We start from the raw sequence: 15,947 nt of genomic DNA on the forward strand, positions 1-15,947 counted from the left end.
CCGTAGAATCGCTGAGGCGGCGCGCGCCGGGCGGACCGGAGCGAGCGCCCTACAGGAGGCAGCAGCAGTGGACGCGCGGCAGAAGCGATCGCAGGTGGCCCTGCACCGAGCCATCATCGATCTGGCGACTGCCAGAGACGTCTCCAGCCTCACGGTCTCCGAGATCACCGACCGCGCCGGCGTCAACCGCTCCACCTTCTACGCGCACGCGACCTCGGCCGCCGAGCTGCTCTGTGCGGCACTCGCCGACGAGCTCGACGCGATCCGCGACGAGTATCTCGACACCCTCCGAGCGGGGGCGGCGACCGACTCGACCATCCGCCAGGGCACGGCGCGGATCCTCGGTCACCTCGAGACGCGCCGCGACCTCTACCTGCGCGCGTTCGACGCTCCCGGCGGCGACTCGGGTGTCCGTGCGATGCTCGCGCTGCACTTCCGCGCGGCCGTCCTCGCGACGCTCGAGACCGGGACGCTGCAGCTGCCCGACGGCGACGACATCACCCCGTTCCTCGCGGACGGCACCGCCTCCTTCCTCGCCGCCGGTTCGACCGGCCTGATGGAGGCGTGGCTGCGGCTCCCCGAGCCGCGCACTCCCGAGACCTACCTCGCGGCGTACCGGCGGCTGCTGCCGTCCTGGTGGCCGTTCGCCACGCAGGACTGACGCCCGCGGGCATCGATCCGTCACGAGTGGTCGGGTCGGCGCGCGGAGCACGACCGTTCCTGACCGATCGATCGCCGGATGCGCGGGCGGGGGCGGATCTCGATACGCCGCGCTGCGCGGGCTACTCGATCAGCAAGCTTCGACCCATGCTGGTCGAGTAGCCCCGCAGGGGCGTATCGAGACCGTCCAACGTCAGCAGCCCTCGCGGTCGACCTCCGGCACGCAGAAACGCGTCCGGCTCGCGGGATCCGAGGATCCCGACGAGCCGGACGCGGAACGACGAGCCGGAGCCGCCGCGACAGAACGTGTCAGCGCGCGCGCTTCTCCCGCACGCGCATGTTGACGTTCACCGGTGAGCCCTGGAAGCCGTAGATCTCGCGCAGGCGGCGCGCGATGTAGCGGCGGTAGCCCGGGTCGAGGAAGCCGGTGGTGAACAGCACGAATGTCGGCGGGCGCGAGGACGCCTGGGTGCCGAACAGCACGCGGGGCTGCTTGCCGCCGCGCAGGGGGTGCGGGTGCGCCGCGGTGAGCTCGGCGAGGAACGCGTTGAACTTGCCGGTCGGGATCCGGGTGTCCCAGGACTCGAGGGCGAGCTCGAGCGCGGGCACGAGCTTCTCGAGGTGACGGCCCGTCTTGGCCGAGATGTTGACGCGCGGCGCCCACGCCACGTGCGCGAGGTCCTTCTCGATCTCGCGCTCGAGATAGCGGCGGCGCTCGTCGTCGAGGAGGTCCCACTTGTTGAAGGCGAGAACGAGCGCGCGGCCCGACTCGAGCACCAGGTCGATGATGCGGACGTCCTGCTCCGAGATCGGCTCGGAGACGTCGATCACGACGACCGCGACCTCCGCCTTCTCGAGCGCGGTCGAGGTGCGCAGCGACGCATAGAAGTCGGCGCCCTGCTGAAGGTGCACGCGGCGACGGATGCCCGCCGTGTCGACGAAGCGCCAGATCTTGCCGGCGATCTCGACCTGCTCGTCGACCGGGTCGCGGGTGGTGCCGGCCAGCTCGTTGACGACGACCCGCTCCTCCCCCGCGGCCTTGTTCAGCAGGCTGGACTTGCCGACGTTCGGGCGGCCGAGGATCGCGACGCGGCGCGGGCCGCCGACCTCGCGCTTGGCGACGAGCGACTCGAGCGGCAGCTTCTCCAGCACCGTCTCGAGCAGGTCGGCGACGCCGCGGCCGTGCACGGCCGAGACGGGGTGGGGCTCACCGAGGCCGAGCGACCACAGCGAGGCGGCGTTCGGCTCCTGGCGCACGTCGTCGACCTTGTTGGCCGCGAGGAACACGGGCTTCCTGGTCTTGCGGAGCAGCTTCACGACGTGCTCGTCGGTCGCGGTCGCGCCGACGTTCGCGTCGACGACGAAGATCACGGCGTCGGCGAGGTCGATCGCGATCTCGGCCTGCATCGCGACGGAGGCGTCGATGCCGCGGGCGTCGGGCTCCCAGCCGCCGGTGTCGACGACGGTGAACTGGCGGTCGAGCCAGTCGGCCTTGTACGAGACGCGGTCGCGGGTGACGCCCGGGGTGTCCTCGACGACGGCCTCGCGGCGGCCGAGGATGCGGTTGACCAGCGCCGACTTGCCGACGTTGGGACGGCCGACGATCGCCACGACCGGCAGCGCCGGGAGGTAGCGCACCTCGTCGGGGTCCTCGGTGGCGTACTCGAGGAGGTCGCGGTCCTCCTCGTCGAGGTCGTAGTCCTCGAGTCCGCTGCGCAGCGCCTGGGCGCGCGAGGAGGCGAGCTGCTCGTCGAGGTCGCCGAGGCGCTCGACGAGGTCGTCGTCTCCGAAGTTCAGCTCGTCGTCACCGACGTGCGTGTCCTGTGCCATGATCGGCCCTTGCTCTCGAAGTTCGGACCTCGGCGATGACCGCATCGACGGTCTGCTCGAAGTCGAGGTGAGTGGAGTCGAGAAGAGTGACTCCGTCTGCGGCGTTCATGAAGTCCACCACCTGGGAGTCGGCGCGGTCCCTGGACCGCAGTGCCTGACCCGTCGCTTCAGCGGATTGCGTGGTGACTTCGCGCGAACGCCTCGCCATCCTAGCCTCTTCGCTCGCCGTCAGGAGGATCCGCACCCCGGCGGTCGGCGCCACGACCGTCGTGATGTCGCGCCCCTCGACGATGATGCCGGCCTTCCGGGTCTCGCCGATGATGCGGCGGAACAGCAGCGTGATCCTCCGGCGCACCTCCGGGACCTTGGCCACGGCCGAGACCTGACCGGTCACCCGGGGCTCGCGGATGGCCGCGGTCACCTCGGTCCGGCCGACCCAGACGGAGTACGACTCGGGGTCGGTGCCGATGGAGTAGTCGAAGCCGTCGAGCGCGTCGACGATCGCGTTCTCGTCGGCGAAGTCGAGCCCGGTGTCGAGGCCGTGCCAGGCGAGCGCGCGGTACGCGGCGCCGGTGTCGAGGAACTCGAAGTCGAGCCGTCGGGCCGCCTCGCGCGAGACGCTCGACTTGCCACTGCCGGCCGGTCCGTCGATCGCGACGACGACGGCGTCGCCGAAGTCGGGCACGTCGTCGGTGTGCGAGCCGCTCGCGCGCTCGGGCGCCGCTCCCCCGTCCTCCGGGATGCTCTGCTGGGCGCGGCGGGCGGGCGTCATCCGGTTCAAGCCGCCCTCCTGCCTGTTCTGCTCCGTGCTCATCCGGCGATCCTCCAGCCGCGTGCGGTCAGTTCCTCGGTCAGCGGGCCGACGGCCTCCGGCACCACCGAGATCTCGGCGAGGCCCACGCGGCGCCCCTCCGCATGCTCGAGGCGCACGTCCTCCAGGTTGACCCCGGCCTCGCCGATCTCGACGAACAGCCGGGCGAGAGTGCCCGGGGTGTCGTCGACGAGGACGATCAGGGTGGAGAAGCGCTGGTCCTGGCCGTGCTTGCCGGGCAGCCGGGCGACGCCGGCGTTGCCCGCGGCGAGGTGCTCGGCGAGCAAGCGGCGGGCACCCGGGGCGTCGAGGTCGCGCAACGCGTCGGCGACCGCGGCGACGTCGTCGCGGAAGGCGTCGAGCACGGCGACCACGTGCTCGCGGTTCGCGCCGAGGATCTGCACCCACAGCTCCGGCGCGGAGGCGGCGAGCCGCGAGACGTCGCGGACGCCCTGACCCGCGAGCCGCAGGGTGTCGTTGGGCGCGTCGACGAGGCGCTGCCCGAGCAGGGAGGAGATCACTTGCGGCGCGTGCGAGACGAGGCCGACCGAGCGGTCGTGCTCCTCCGGGCCCATCTCGATGATCGAGCCGCCGAGGTCGAGCGCGAGCGCCTCGACCCGGGCGAGCGCCTCGGGCGGCGTCTCGCCGTCCCGGCAGATCACCCAGGGCCGGCCGACGAAGAGGTCGCCGCGGGCCGCCACCGGACCACCGCGCTCCCGACCGGCCATCGGGTGCGAGCCGATGTAGCGGCTGAGGTCGAGGCCGCGGGCGCGCAGCTCGCGCAGCGGCTGCATCTTGACGCTCGCCACGTCGGTGACGACCGCCTCGGGGAACGCGGCCAGCTCGCGCTCGACGACGCCGGCGACGACGTCCGGCGGCACGCAGGCCACGATCAGCACGGGCCGGTCGTCGGCGGTCGCGGCGCGGCCGGCCCCGTAGTCGATGGCGAGCGAGAGGCTGGCGGGCGAGGCGTCGTCGAGGACGACGTCGACCCCGCGCGAGGCGAGGCCCAGGCCGATCGACGCGCCGAGCAGGCCGGAGCCGACCACCCGCACCGTCCCCGTCGTCCGCATCGCGGGCGGGGCGGGGTGCAGGAGCTCGTTCACCCCGACAGCCTACCGATCAGGCCGACGCCGCTTGTCCTGGCCGCTGCGCCGCACACCGGAGTCGGGCCGCTCGGCGCTGTTCGCGGAGGGGCGTCGCCGGTCCTGCGGCGGCGTCGCGCGGTCGTCGGCGCGCAGCGCATCGGAGGGACGCTCGCGCGGGCGCTCGTCACGACGGCGCTCGTCCGAGCGACGCTCGCCGCGGTCGTCGGCGCGACGCTCGGGCCGCTCCTCGGAGCGACGCACGGGGCGATCGTCCGAACGACGCTCAGGTCGGTCCTCCGACCGGCGCACGGGACGGTCCTCCGACCGCCGCACCGGACGGTCGTCCGACCGCCGCCCAGGCCGCTCGTCGGAACGACGCACGGGCCGGTCGTCAGAGCGACGCTCAGGCCGCTCCTCGGACCGCCGCACCGGCCGCTCCTCCGAGCGCCGCACCGAGCGCTCCTCGGTCCGCCGCTCCCCGCGCCCCTCGGTCCCCCGGTCGTCCGCGGTCTGCGGCCGCGGCCGCCGCGCGCCCGCGCTCGCCTGACGCGTCGGCTCCGGCTTCTCCACCGGCGCCTCGCCGCCCTGGCGCGAGATGGTCAGCAGCGCACCCAGCTCGTCGCGGGTCAGGTCGCGCAGGTCGCCGGACCGCAGCGAGCCCAGGTGCAGCGGGCCGAACTGCCGGCGCACCAGCTCGAGCACCGGGTGCCCGACGGCCGCCATCATCCGCCGGACGACGCGGTTGCGCCCGGAGTGCAGCGTGATCTCGACGAGCGACGCGTTCGAGCGCCCCTCCGGCCGGCCGAGCAGCCGCGCCTTGTCGGCCGCGACCGTGCCATCCTCCAGCTCGACGCCGGCGGTCAGCGCCGCGATCGTCTGCGGCAGCACCTGCCCGTGCACCTTCGCGATGTAGGTCTTCGTCACGCCGAACGACGGGTGCGCGAGCACGTGCGCCAGCTCGCCGTCGTTGGTCAGCACCAGGAGACCCGAAGTCTCGGAGTCGAGGCGGCCGACGTTGAACAGCCGCTCCTCGAAGTTCTGCGTGTAGGTCCGCAGGTCCGGCCGGCCGTTCTCGTCCGACAGCGAGCTGACGACGCCGACCGGCTTGTTCAGCATCACGTAGCGCCGCGAGGTGTCCAGCTGCACGGCGACGCCGTCCACCTCGATCCGGTCGTTCTCCGGGTCGATGCGGCGGCCGAGCTCGCTCGCGACCTCGCCGTTCACGCGGATCCGCCGCGCGACGATCATCTCCTCGACGACGCGGCGGGAGGCGACCCCCGCGGCCGCGAGGACCTTCTGCAGTCGTTCGCCCTCGGGCAGGTCAGCCGCGCTCATCGAATCCGTTCCGTCCGTCGCTCAGTAGGGGGGAGATCTTCGGCAGCTCGTCGAGCGAGGCGAGGCCGAGATGGACGAGCAATTGCTCGGTGGTGCCGTAGAGGACCGCGCCGGTCTCGGGGTCGCTGCCGACCTCCGCGATCAGGCCGCGGCCGAGGAGGGTGCGCGCGACGGAGTCGACGTTGACCGCGCGGATCTGCGCGACCTGGCCGCGCGAGATCGGCTGCTTGTAGGCGATGACCGCGAGCGTCTCGAGGGCCGCCTGCGACAGCTTGGTCGGGTTCTGGGTGAGCACGAAGTCCGAGACGACGGAGTCGTACTCGCGGCGCACGTAGACCCGCCAGCCCCCGCCGACCTCGCGCAGCTCGAAGCCGCGGCGGATGCCGCCGTCCGCGCCGTCGAAGTCCGCGGCGAGGCGCTCGACCGCCTGCCGGACGACGGGGATCGGCCGGGAGAGCGCCGTGGCGAGCGCGGCGAGCGACTGCGGCTCGTCCGCGATCATCAGGATCGCCTCGACGGCGCGGTCGATCTCGAACGCGACGGTGCCGGGACCGGCGACGGTCGTGGAGTCGGTGCTCGTGGGCTCACTGGTCATAGTCGGCCCCCAGGTGCGCGAGGCTCGCGTCCGACCAGTTCTCGGCCACCCACTGCAGGGTCAGCTCGCCGAGCGGCTCCGGCTGCTCGAACGCGATCGCCGCGTGCCGGTAGAGCTCGAGCACCGCGATGAAGCGCGCCACGATCACGCCCTTCTCGTCCGCATCGGTGACGAGCTCGCGGAAGGTCGCCGTCGTCCGCTCGCGCAGCACGGCCACGATGTACGCGGCCTGCTCGCGGATGCTGATCAGCGGCGCGTGCAGATGGTCGAGGCCCACGGTCGGGATCTCGCGCGGTGCGAGCGCGAAGGCGGCCAGCGCCGCGAAGTCCTCGGGCGAGAGCGTCCAGACCAGCTCCGGCTTCTTCGCGCGGAACTCCTCCTCGAGCGGAACCTGGCGCACGTGCCGGCCGGTCTCGGCGTCGATCCGCTCGGCGAACCACGCCGACACCTGCTTGAAGGCGCGGTACTGCAGGAGCCGGGCGAAGAGCAGGTCGCGCGCCTCGAGCATCGCCGCGTCCTCCGCGTCGACCAGCTCGCCCTGCGGCAGGAGCCCGGCGATCTTCAGGTCGAGCAGGGTCGCCGCGACGACCAGGAACTCCGAGGCGCGGTCGAGCCCCTCGGCCGTGTCGATGCCGTGCAGGTAGGAGAGGAACTCGTCCGTCACCGCGCTCAGCGCGATCTCGGTGATGTCGACCTGCTGCTTCGCGATCAGGCTCAGCAGGAGGTCGAAGGGCCCCTCGAAGTTCGACAGCGCGACGGTGAAGCCGCGGGAGACGGGGGCGGTGTCCGCCTCCTGGTCGAGCAGGAGCGCCTCAGGCGACCGCGCCACGCGAGATCAGCTCCCTGGCGAGCTTGCGGTACGCCTTCGCAGCGTTGTGCTCCGGCGCGAACGTGGTGATCGGCACCCCCGACACGCTCGCGTCGGGGAACTTCACCGTGCGCCCGATCACCGTCTCGAGCACGCTGTCGCCGAAGGCGTCGACCACCCGGTCGAGCACCTCGCGCGAGTGCAGCGTGCGCGAGTCGTACATGGTCGGGAGGATGCCGTCGAGCTCGATCACCGGGTTGAGCCGGTCGCGGACCTTGTCGATCGTCTCGATCAGCAGCGCGACGCCGCGCAGCGCGAAGAACTCGCACTCGAGCGGGATGAGCACGCCGTGGCTCGCGGTGAGCGCGTTCACGGTGAGCAGGCCCAGCGACGGCTGGCAGTCGATCAGGATCACGTCATAGTCCGCGCTGACCTTGCGCAGCACGCGGGCCAGGATCGTCTCGCGGGCGACCTCGTTGACGAGGTGCACCTCCGCGGCCGAGAGGTCGATGTTCGCGGGGATGATGTCGAGGCCGGGGACGCGGGTCGGACGGATCGCCTCGCTCGGGTCCTTGACGGTGCCGAGCAGCAGGTCGTAGATCGTGATCGCGTCGTAGGTGGCGACGCCGAGCCCCGCGGACAGCGCGCCCTGCGGGTCGAAGTCGATGGCCAGCACGCGGCGGCCGTACTCGGCGAGCGTCGCGCCCAGGTTGATGGTCGTCGTCGTCTTGCCGACGCCGCCCTTCTGGTTGCAGAGCGAGATGATGCGCGCGGGCCCGTGCCCGGTCAGCTCCACCGGGAGCGGGAAGTCTCGCAGGGGCCGGCCGGTCGGGCCGAGCGTCGGGGCTTCGAGACCGGTGAGCTCGGCCTTGTCGTCCGTCTTGCGTGTCACCTGCGTCGCCTCGCTTCCCGTGTCGGCGTGCGCTCCCGCGCGGCCTCCGTCGAGTGTACCGGCGACCCCGTCGTCGTCCCCGCCGCCGCCCCGGCGTCCGCCGATCTCGAGCCGACCGCTCCCGACCCATGCTGGTCGAGCAGCCGCAGCGGCTCCCTCCATGGTGGTCGAGTAGCCCCGCAGGGGCGTATCGAGACCCGCCGTCCTCAGCAGGGCGGGTCTGCAGACTCCACTTCTGACGCCGGCGGATCTCGATACGCCCGCTCCGCGGGCTACTCGATCAGCATGAAGCGCCCCTGCTGGTCGATTAGCCGCGCAGCAGCCCCTCCATGCTGGTCGAGTAGCCGCGCAGCAGCCCCTCCATGCTGGTCGAGTAGCCGCGCAGCGGCGTATCGAGACCCACCCCCTTCGAACGCCGGATCTCGATACGCCCGCTCCGCGGGCTACTCGATCAGCATGAAGCGCCCCGCCCCGTCAGCGCCGCGCCCGCGGGTGCGCCGTCGTGTACACGTCGCGCAGCGTGTCCGCCGTCACCAGCGTGTAGATCTGCGTCGTCGCCACCGAGGCGTGCCCCAGCAGCTCCTGCACCACCCGCACGTCCGCGCCGCCCGCGAGCAGGTGCGTCGCGAAGGAGTGCCGGAACGTGTGCGGCGAGATCTCGCGATCCAGCCCCGCCTTCTCCGCGACCGCGCGGATGACCAGCCACGCGCTCTGCCGCGACAGCCGGCTCCCGCGCACCCCGAGGAACAGCGCCGGCGTCGCCCGCCCGCGTCGCGACAGCTCGGGCCGCGCCCGCACCAGGTAGTCCTGCACCGCCTCGCGCGCGAAGCTCCCGAGCGGCACCATCCTCTGCTTCGAGCCCTTGCCGGTCAGCCGCACCACCTCCGAGTCGAAGACGTCGTCGACGCTCAGGTCCACCGCCTCCGAGATGCGCGCGCCGGTGGCGTAGAGCAGCTCCAGCAGCGCCCGGTCGCGCAGCTCCGACAGCTCCTCGCCCCGGGCCGCCTCGAGCAGCGACGCCATCTGCTCGACCGTGATCGCCTTGGGCAGCGTCATCGGGAGCTTCGGCGGCAGCACGTCGTGGGCGACGTCGTCGGCGACGTGCCCCTCCTCCAGCGCGAAGCGGTGCAGCCCGCGCACGCTCGAGAGGATGCGCGCCCGCGAGCTCGCCGCGAGCGGCCGCTCGGCCCGCGCGGCGAGCCAGGAGGCGAAGTCCCCCACGTCCGAGCGCCGGAGCCTTGCGAGATCGGTGACCCCGCGCTCCTCGAGCCAGCCGAGGTACAGCCCCAGATCGCGCCGATACGCGGCGATCGTGTGCGCCGAGAGTCCGCGCTCGACGCTCGCCTGCCGGAGGAAGGCGTCGGCGATCGCGGGCGGGGTCACCCCCGGCGGACCCGCGGGTGCCGCGTCCACGGCGAGGAGGCGTCGCCGAGCCCGGCCCAGCCGCGCGCACGGAAGGCGTGCGCCGCGAGCACCGCAAGGCACAGCGACGGGTTCTGCACCCGCCGTGCGAGCACGGCGTCGACGGCCTCGTCGAGCGCGACCCAGCGCAGCTCCATGTCGGCCTCCTCCGCCTCGCGCTCGAAGGCGGCGTCGGTGTCGGAGAGATCGCGCGCCAGGTAGATGCGGATCACCTCGTCGCTGCCGCCGGGCGAGGTGGCGAACTCCGAGAGCAGGTCCCAGCGGCCGGCCCGCAGGTCGGTCTCCTCCCCCAGCTCGCGCTGAGCGGCGACGAGGGCGTCCTCCCCCTCGATGTCGAGGAGGCCCGCCGGGATCTCCCACTCGCGGGTGCGCACGGGGTGGCGGTACTGCTTGATCAGCGCGACGCGGTCCTCGTCGTCCAGGGCGAGTACCGCGACGGCGCCCGTGTGGTCGAGGAACTCGCGGCGCAGCTCGCCGTCGCCGTAGCGGAAGGTCTCGGCGCGGACGCCCCAGACCATGCCGTCGAAGACGCGCTCACTGGTGAGGATCTCGGGCTCGACGAGCTCGTCCGAGAGCAGCTCGGCCGAGTGTGCGGCGGCGGTCGCGTCAGTCATCGGAGCCGGCCTCCGACGCCGGGAACAGCCGCGACGCCTCCTGGCGCTCGAGCGCCGCGGTCACGAGCCCCTTGAACAGCGGGTGCGCGTTGTTCGGCCGCGAGCGCAGCTCGGGGTGCGCCTGCGTGCCGACGTAGAACGGGTGCTTCTCCCGCGGCAGCTCGACGTACTCGACGAGGCTGCCGTCCGGCGACGTCCCCGAGAACCAGAGGCCGGCTTCGGCGATGCGGTCGCGGTAGCCGTTGTTCACCTCGTAGCGGTGGCGGTGGCGCTCCGCCGCCTGCGGCGCTCCGTAGACCTCCGCGACGATCGAGCCCTCGGCGAGATCGGCCGTGTAGAGACCCAGGCGCATCGTGCCGCCCATGTCGCCGGCGGCGAGGATCTCGACCTGCTCGGCCATCGTCGCGATGACGGGGAACTCGGTCTCCGGGTCGAACTCGGAGGACGATGCGCCCTCGAGCCCGGCCTCGTTGCGCGCGTACTCGATCACCATGCACTGCAGCCCCAGGCACAGCCCCAGGGTGGGGATGCCGTTCTCCCGGGCGAAGCGCAGCGCGCCGAGCTTGCCCTCGATGCCGCGGATGCCGAAGCCGCCGGGGACGCAGATGCCGTCGAGCTCGGAGAGCGCCTTCGCGGCCGCCTCCGGGTCCTCGAGTCCGTCGGACGCGATCCAGCGCAGGACGACCTTGGTCTGCTGCGCGAAGCCGCCGGCCCGCAGCGCCTCGGTGACCGAGAGGTACGCGTCGGGCAGGTCGATGTACTTGCCGACCAGGCCGATGGTCACCTCGTGCTTGGGCTCGTGCACGGCCTCGAGTAGCTGCGACCAGCCGTCCCAGACGACCTCGCCGGCCGACAGGTCGAGCTGGTCGATGATGTAGGAGTCGAGCCCCTGCTCGTTGAGCATCGAGGGGATCTCGTAGATCGACGCGACGTCCTTCGCGTTGACCACGGCCTGCTCGTCGACGTCGCACATCAGCGCGATCTTGCGCTTGTTCGACTCCGACACCGGCCGGTCGCTGCGCAGCACCAGCGCGTCCGGCTGGATGCCGATCGAGCGCAACGCGGCGACGGAGTGCTGGGTCGGCTTGGTCTTCTGCTCGCCGGAGGCGCCCATGAACGGCACGAGCGAGACGTGCACGAAGAAGACGTTGCGGCGGCCGAGCTCGTGGCGCACCTGGCGGGCCGACTCGATGAAGGGCTGCGACTCGATGTCGCCGACGGTGCCGCCGATCTCGGTGATGATCACGTCGGGCTGCGGGTCGTCCTCGGCCTGCAGGCGCATGCGGCGCTTGATCTCGTCGGTGATGTGCGGGATGACCTGGACCGTGTCGCCGAGGTACTCGCCGGCCCGCTCGCGGGCGATCACCCGGGAGTAGATCTGACCGGTGGTGACGTTCGCCGCCTGGTTGAGGTTGATGTCGAGGAAGCGCTCGTAGTGCCCGATGTCGAGGTCGGTCTCGGCGCCGTCGTCGGTCACGAAGACCTCGCCGTGCTGGAACGGGTTCATCGTCCCGGGATCCACGTTGAGGTAGGGGTCGAGCTTCTGCATCACGACGCGCAGTCCGCGCGCGGTGAGCAGGTTGCCGAGGCTGGCGGCCGTCAGGCCCTTGCCGAGCGAGGAGACGACCCCGCCCGTGACGAAGATGTGCTTCGTGACCTTCGCGGGGGCGGTGTCGCGCCCGGCCGCAGAAGTGTCGGAAGAGGAAGAGGAAAGGCCCGAGTTCGAATTGTCCACCACGGGGTTCCACCGTAACAGCAGAACCGGCTCCGGGCGCCGCCGCCGCCGATTTCGCACCGGTCGGGGGGCGGCGCACTGCGCGTCGTCAGCGCCGCCGGCTCGACTCGAGCAGCTCGCGCGCATGCGCCAGGGCGTTCTCGGAGTCGGTCAGCCCGGAGAGCAGGCGCGCCATCTCGGAGACCCGCTCTTCAGCGTCCAGCTGCGTCACCGCACTCGAGGTGACCGAGCCGTCCGAGCCCTTCTCGACCCGGAGGTGGTTGGTCGCGAAGGCCGCGACCTGGGCCAGGTGCGTCACGACAATGACCTGCGACGTCTCGGCCAGGCGCGCGAGCCGGCGACCGATCTCGATCGCCGCCGCACCGCCGACGCCTGCATCGACCTCGTCGAAGACGAACGTCGGCACCGGATCGTTCGCCGCCACGACCACCTCGATCGCGAGCATCACCCGCGAGAGCTCTCCCCCGGAGGCGCCCTTCGCGAGCGCGCGCGGAGTGGCCCCGGTGTGCGGCTGCAGCAGCATCTCGACCGTGTCCCGCCCGTGCACCGTCGGCTCGCTCGCGCTGCCGACCTGCACGTGCAGGCGCGCGTCGGCCATGGCCAGCGCGGTCAGCTCGTCGCTCACCCGCGCACCCAGCTCGGCGGCGGCCGCGGTGCGCAGCTCGGTCAGCCGGTCGGCGAGCCGCTCGACCAGATCGGCGTCGGCGGCGGTGTCCGCCTCGAGGGCCGCGATCCGCTCGTCGTCGCCGTCGAGCTCGAGCAGCCGCAGGCCGGAGGAGTCGACCAGGTCGAGCACGTCGTCGAGGGTCGGTCCGTAGGTGCGGGCCAGGGCGGAGAGCTCCGCCCGGCGGTTCTCGATCAGCTCGAGGTCGTGCGCGCCGTCGAGGTCGAGCTCGGCGAGGTAGGAGGAGAGGCCGGCCGCGACGTCGCCGAGCAGCACCGACGCCTCGCCGAGGGTCTGGGTCAGCGGCTCGAGTGCCGCGTCGTGCTCCGCGGCGCGCTCGAGCACCCGGCGGGCGATCTCGACGAGGCCCAGGGCGTCCCGGCCGTCGAGCTCCTCCGAGGACACGGCCTCGCGGGCCTCGCCCGCGGCGATGCGCAGCTGCTCGATGCTGCCGAGCCGCTCGGACTGCGTCGAGAGCTCGACGTCCTCGCCGCGCTGCGGGGCGACAACCTCGATCTCGGCGAGCGCGCTGCGAAGTCGCTCCGCCTCGCGTGCCCGCGACTCGCGTGCTGTGGTCAGCTCGTCGAGCTCCTCGCGGTTGGCCCGCCAGCGCTCGAAGGCGCTCGCGTAGTCGCGCAGGGCCTCCCCCAGCTCGGGTCCGCCGAAGCGGTCGAGCGCGTCGCGCTGCGCGGCGGCCGAGCGGAGCCGGATCTGATCCGACTGCCCGTGCACCACGACGAGCTGATCGGCCAGCTCGCTGAGCACGCTGACCGGGGCGCTGCGGCCGCCGACGACGGCGCGGCCGCGCCCCTCGGCCGAGACCGAGCGGGCGAGCAGCAGCTCGGGTCCGTCGAGGTCGCCGCCGGCGTCGTGGACGCGATCTGCGACCGCGCCCTCCTCGGGCACGAGCCAGCGGCCCGACACCCAGGCCTGCTTGCTGCCGGAGCGGACGGCGGACGCGTCGGAGCGCGCGCCGAGCACGAGGCCCAGGGCGGTCACGACCATGGTCTTGCCGGCACCGGTCTCGCCGGTGACGGCGGTGAATCCCGGTCCGAGCGGGAGGGTCGCCTCGGCGATGACGCCGAGGTCGCGGATCTGCAGCTCCTCGAGCATGCGGCTACTCCGTCTCCGCCGACCCCCGCCATCCGCGGATGGGGAGACCGAACTTCTGCACCAGGCGATCGGTGAACGGGGCGTCGTGCAGGCGGGCGAAGCGCACCGGCACGGGCGAGCGGCGGTAGACCACCCGCGCCCCGGGCGGCAGCTCATAGGTGCGCCGGCCGTCGGCCCAGAGCACGCCGACGCCGTCGGTGCGCTCCTTCACCTCGACGGCGAGGCTGGAGTCCGGCCCCACGACGAGCGGGCGGGCGAACAGGGCGTGCGCACTGAGCGGCACGAGCAGCATCGCCTCGAGCGTGGGCCAGACGACGGGACCACCGCCGGAGAACGCGTAGGCGGTCGAGCCGGTGGGCGTCGACACGACGATGCCGTCGCAGCCGAAGCTGGAGAGCGGGCGGCCGTCGACGCCGACCATCACCTCGAGCATCCGCTCGCGGCTGCCCTTCTCGACGGTCGCCTCGTTGAGCGCCCAGGTCTCGTAGACGACGGCGTCGTCGATCTTGACGCGCACGTGCAGCGTCATCCGCTCCTCCACGGCGTAGTCGCCGTCGAGTGCGCGCGCGACCGCGTCATCGAGGTCGTCCCGCTCGCTCTCGGCGAGGAAGCCGACATGGCCGAGGTTCACCCCGAGCAGCGGAGCCGTGCCGGTCCGGACGATCTCGGCCGCGCGCAAAATGGTGCCGTCCCCGCCGAGGACGAAGACCAGCTCGATCTCCTCCAGCGTGACGTCGGCACCGAGGACGGCCACGTCGCTGAGCTCGGGCGCGGTGCGGACGATGTCGCCCTTGTCGTCGGCGCAGAGCACGGGCCGGGCTCCGGACCCGCGGAGGCGTCCGACCACGAGGATCGCCGCTTCGAGGGAGTCCGCCCGTCCGGTGTGGGCGATGACGAGGATGTTGCGCTCGCCAGGAGGGGACTGCATCGAGTGGGTGTCCTTCGGGTCGATCGACGGCGGCGGACACGATCGCGTCACCCGAGGGTGAGCGCGGTGACCGCGTCCCTCCATTCTGTCGGAATCGTTCCGCGGTCGCGGTGGAGGTGCACCAGATACTCCTGATTCCCAGCGCCACCCGGGAGCGGCGAGGCGATCAGGCCGGCCACTCCGAGTCCCGCGTCCCACGCGGACCAGAGCACGTCCGAGAGCGCCTCGCGCCGGAGCTCCGGATCGCGGACGATCCCCTCCTTGATGCCGAGACGGCCCACCTCGAACTGCGGCTTGACCAGCACGACGAAGTCGGCACTCGGCGCGACGGAGGCGGCGACCGCCGGCAGCACCATCGACAGGGAGATGAAGGAGACGTCGGCGACGACGAGGTCCGGCACGACATCCGTTCGGGAGGCCGCCGCGAGCGAGCTCGCCGTCATCTCCCGGGCGTTGAAGCCCTCGACGACGTGCACTCGCTCGTCGGAGCGGATCCGCGGCGCCAGCTGCCCGTGACCGACGTCGAGCGCGATCACCGACGCGACTCCGCGTTCCAGGAGCACCTGGGAGAAGCCGCCGGTGGAGGCCCCGACGTCCAGGGCGTTCGCGCCGTCGACCCGCACGGTGGGGAAGGCGTCCAGTGCGGCGATCAGCTTGTGGGCCGCCCGGCTGACGTAGTGGTCCAGCGAGGCGACGGCGACCTCCTGCTCGGGCCGCACTCGGATCGACGGCTTGAGCGCCGGCGCACCGTCCACGGTGACGACGCCGTCGGCGATCATGCGCGCCGCGTGCACTCGCGATCGAGCGATGCCTCGTGAGGCGAGAGCGGTGTCGAGTCGCTGATCCTCGGAGTCGGTCATCGAGCGGAGTCACCACCCTCGAGCCGGATCCGCAGCTGCTCCTGCAGTTCCAGATAGGCGGCGGCCCGCGACGCCAAGGGCGACTGCTCGATGTCGTCGAGACGATAGCCGAGTTCGACGCTCTCGCTTCCGGACGTGCGGTCCTCGGACATCGTCACTCCTCACGGCGCCGCGTCGAGCGGCTGATGGCTCCTTCTGTGGAACCTCTGGTTAAACAGCGATGGCCACCCATTTCTGGGTGGCCATCGTGAATTGGTGTCCGGCGGTGTCCTACTCTCCCACAGGGTCCCCCCTGCAGTACCATCGGCGCTGAGAGTCTTAGCTTCCGGGTTCGGAATGTGACCGGGCGTTTCCCTCTCGCTATGGCCGCCGTAACCCTCTCAGACACACCCACCAGCCTGAGGCGTGGTGGTGGTCAAATCTGGGTCACACGTCATGCGTGTGTTCAGTTATCCGCCCCGAAGGTGCGGTGTGCAGGTCGTGTCTTTGCGAACACGACCCGCGGTATGGAGCCCGTATTCTGGGAACCACAAAGTGGACGCAAGCAATCTCTGACCACTCCTACCAGCCTTTACAACGGTATGAGTGTAGT

General features: G+C 72.0%; 14 protein-coding genes, 1 rRNA gene and 1 pseudogene. 1 reads left to right on the forward strand and 15 read right to left on the reverse strand.

Features of this window, described 5'->3' with window-relative positions; translation table 11 throughout:
- The first annotated feature begins 94 nt into the window (after window positions 1–94).
- A complete protein-coding gene (locus EDF17_RS13055) occupies window positions 95–661 on the forward strand; it encodes a TetR family transcriptional regulator (protein WP_159422433.1) in 567 nt (188 codons plus the stop codon).
- 308 nt (window positions 662–969) lie between these two features.
- On the opposite strand, the gene der is transcribed toward EDF17_RS13055, so the two are convergent.
- From der to rrf, 15 genes and pseudogenes are all read right to left on the reverse strand, one after another.
- On the reverse strand, window positions 970–2,490 hold the full coding sequence (der, locus tag EDF17_RS13060; protein ID WP_123446043.1) for a ribosome biogenesis GTPase Der: 1,521 nt from the start codon (window positions 2,488–2,490) through the stop codon (window positions 970–972).
- Complete coding sequence (cmk, locus tag EDF17_RS13065; protein ID WP_243582657.1) at window positions 2,465–3,304, reverse strand: (d)CMP kinase; 840 nt, start codon at window positions 3,302–3,304, stop codon at window positions 2,465–2,467. Before cmk ends, der begins: the two co-directional genes overlap by 26 nt.
- The gene (locus tag EDF17_RS13070; protein WP_123446534.1) at window positions 3,301–4,374 is read right to left on the reverse strand and encodes a prephenate dehydrogenase; all 1,074 of its coding nucleotides are present in this window, start codon (window positions 4,372–4,374) and stop codon (window positions 3,301–3,303) included. The genes cmk and EDF17_RS13070 overlap by 4 nt, the downstream gene beginning before the upstream one ends.
- 600 nt (window positions 4,375–4,974) lie before the next feature.
- A pseudogene (locus tag EDF17_RS20310) lies at window positions 4,975–5,724 on the reverse strand (pseudouridine synthase); the annotation flags it as partial.
- A complete protein-coding gene (gene scpB, locus EDF17_RS13080; protein WP_123446041.1) occupies window positions 5,711–6,319 on the reverse strand; it encodes an SMC-Scp complex subunit ScpB in 609 nt (202 codons plus the stop codon). The gene scpB and the pseudogene EDF17_RS20310, both read right to left, overlap by 14 nt.
- A complete protein-coding gene (locus EDF17_RS13085) occupies window positions 6,309–7,148 on the reverse strand; it encodes a ScpA family protein (RefSeq protein ID WP_123446040.1) in 840 nt (279 codons plus the stop codon). The genes scpB and EDF17_RS13085 overlap by 11 nt, the downstream gene beginning before the upstream one ends.
- Window positions 7,132–8,019 (reverse strand): ParA family protein, encoded by an 888-nt coding sequence (locus tag EDF17_RS13090; RefSeq protein WP_123446039.1) that lies wholly within the window; start codon window positions 8,017–8,019, stop codon window positions 7,132–7,134. The genes EDF17_RS13085 and EDF17_RS13090 overlap by 17 nt, the downstream gene beginning before the upstream one ends.
- 474 nt (window positions 8,020–8,493) lie before the next feature.
- A complete protein-coding gene (xerD, locus tag EDF17_RS13095; RefSeq protein ID WP_243732886.1) occupies window positions 8,494–9,432 on the reverse strand; it encodes a site-specific tyrosine recombinase XerD in 939 nt (312 codons plus the stop codon).
- Window positions 9,399–10,055 carry an NUDIX hydrolase gene (locus tag EDF17_RS13100; RefSeq protein ID WP_123446038.1) on the reverse strand — a complete coding sequence of 219 codons (657 nt, stop codon included), beginning with the start codon at window positions 10,053–10,055 and terminating at the stop codon, window positions 9,399–9,401. The genes xerD and EDF17_RS13100 overlap by 34 nt, the downstream gene beginning before the upstream one ends.
- Window positions 10,048–11,793 (reverse strand): CTP synthase, encoded by a 1,746-nt coding sequence (locus tag EDF17_RS13105; RefSeq protein ID WP_123446037.1) that lies wholly within the window; start codon window positions 11,791–11,793, stop codon window positions 10,048–10,050. The genes EDF17_RS13100 and EDF17_RS13105 overlap by 8 nt, the downstream gene beginning before the upstream one ends.
- 85 nt (window positions 11,794–11,878) lie before the next feature.
- On the reverse strand, window positions 11,879–13,567 hold the full coding sequence (gene recN / locus EDF17_RS13110) for a DNA repair protein RecN (protein ID WP_123446036.1): 1,689 nt from the start codon (window positions 13,565–13,567) through the stop codon (window positions 11,879–11,881).
- Between the two features lie 4 nt (window positions 13,568–13,571).
- On the reverse strand, window positions 13,572–14,495 hold the full coding sequence (locus EDF17_RS13115) for an NAD kinase (protein ID WP_123446532.1): 924 nt from the start codon (window positions 14,493–14,495) through the stop codon (window positions 13,572–13,574).
- Window positions 14,496–14,542: 47 nt separating this feature from the next.
- On the reverse strand, window positions 14,543–15,355 hold the full coding sequence (locus EDF17_RS13120; protein ID WP_123446035.1) for a TlyA family RNA methyltransferase: 813 nt from the start codon (window positions 15,353–15,355) through the stop codon (window positions 14,543–14,545).
- Window positions 15,352–15,507, reverse strand: coding sequence for a hypothetical protein (locus tag EDF17_RS19900; RefSeq protein ID WP_166649674.1), 156 nt, complete (start codon window positions 15,505–15,507; stop codon window positions 15,352–15,354). Before EDF17_RS19900 ends, EDF17_RS13120 begins: the two co-directional genes overlap by 4 nt.
- 105 nt (window positions 15,508–15,612) lie before the next feature.
- Window positions 15,613–15,729: ribosomal RNA gene (gene rrf / locus EDF17_RS13125) — 5S ribosomal RNA — on the reverse strand.
- Window positions 15,730–15,947: the final 218 nt, after the last annotated feature.

Source organism: Rathayibacter sp. PhB1 (assembly GCF_004362935.1).
GTDB lineage: Bacteria > Actinomycetota > Actinomycetes > Actinomycetales > Microbacteriaceae > Rathayibacter > Rathayibacter festucae.

Coding starts and splice junctions, on each gene's coding strand:
- EDF17_RS13070 (WP_123446534.1), bottom strand. CDS start 4,374: ATGCGGACGACGGGGACGGTGCGGGTGGTCGGCTCCGGCCTGCTCGGC.
- EDF17_RS13115 (WP_123446532.1), bottom strand. CDS start 14,495: ATGCAGTCCCCTCCTGGCGAGCGCAACATCCTCGTCATCGCCCACACC.
- EDF17_RS13100 (WP_123446038.1), bottom strand. CDS start 10,055: ATGACTGACGCGACCGCCGCCGCACACTCGGCCGAGCTGCTCTCGGAC.
- scpB (WP_123446041.1), bottom strand. CDS start 6,319: ATGACCAGTGAGCCCACGAGCACCGACTCCACGACCGTCGCCGGTCCC.
- EDF17_RS13120 (WP_123446035.1), bottom strand. CDS start 15,355: ATGACCGACTCCGAGGATCAGCGACTCGACACCGCTCTCGCCTCACGA.
- cmk (WP_243582657.1), bottom strand. CDS start 3,304: ATGAGCACGGAGCAGAACAGGCAGGAGGGCGGCTTGAACCGGATGACG.
- recN (WP_123446036.1), bottom strand. CDS start 13,567: ATGCTCGAGGAGCTGCAGATCCGCGACCTCGGCGTCATCGCCGAGGCG.
- EDF17_RS19900 (WP_166649674.1), bottom strand. CDS start 15,507: ATGTCCGAGGACCGCACGTCCGGAAGCGAGAGCGTCGAACTCGGCTAT.
- der (WP_123446043.1), bottom strand. CDS start 2,490: ATGGCACAGGACACGCACGTCGGTGACGACGAGCTGAACTTCGGAGAC.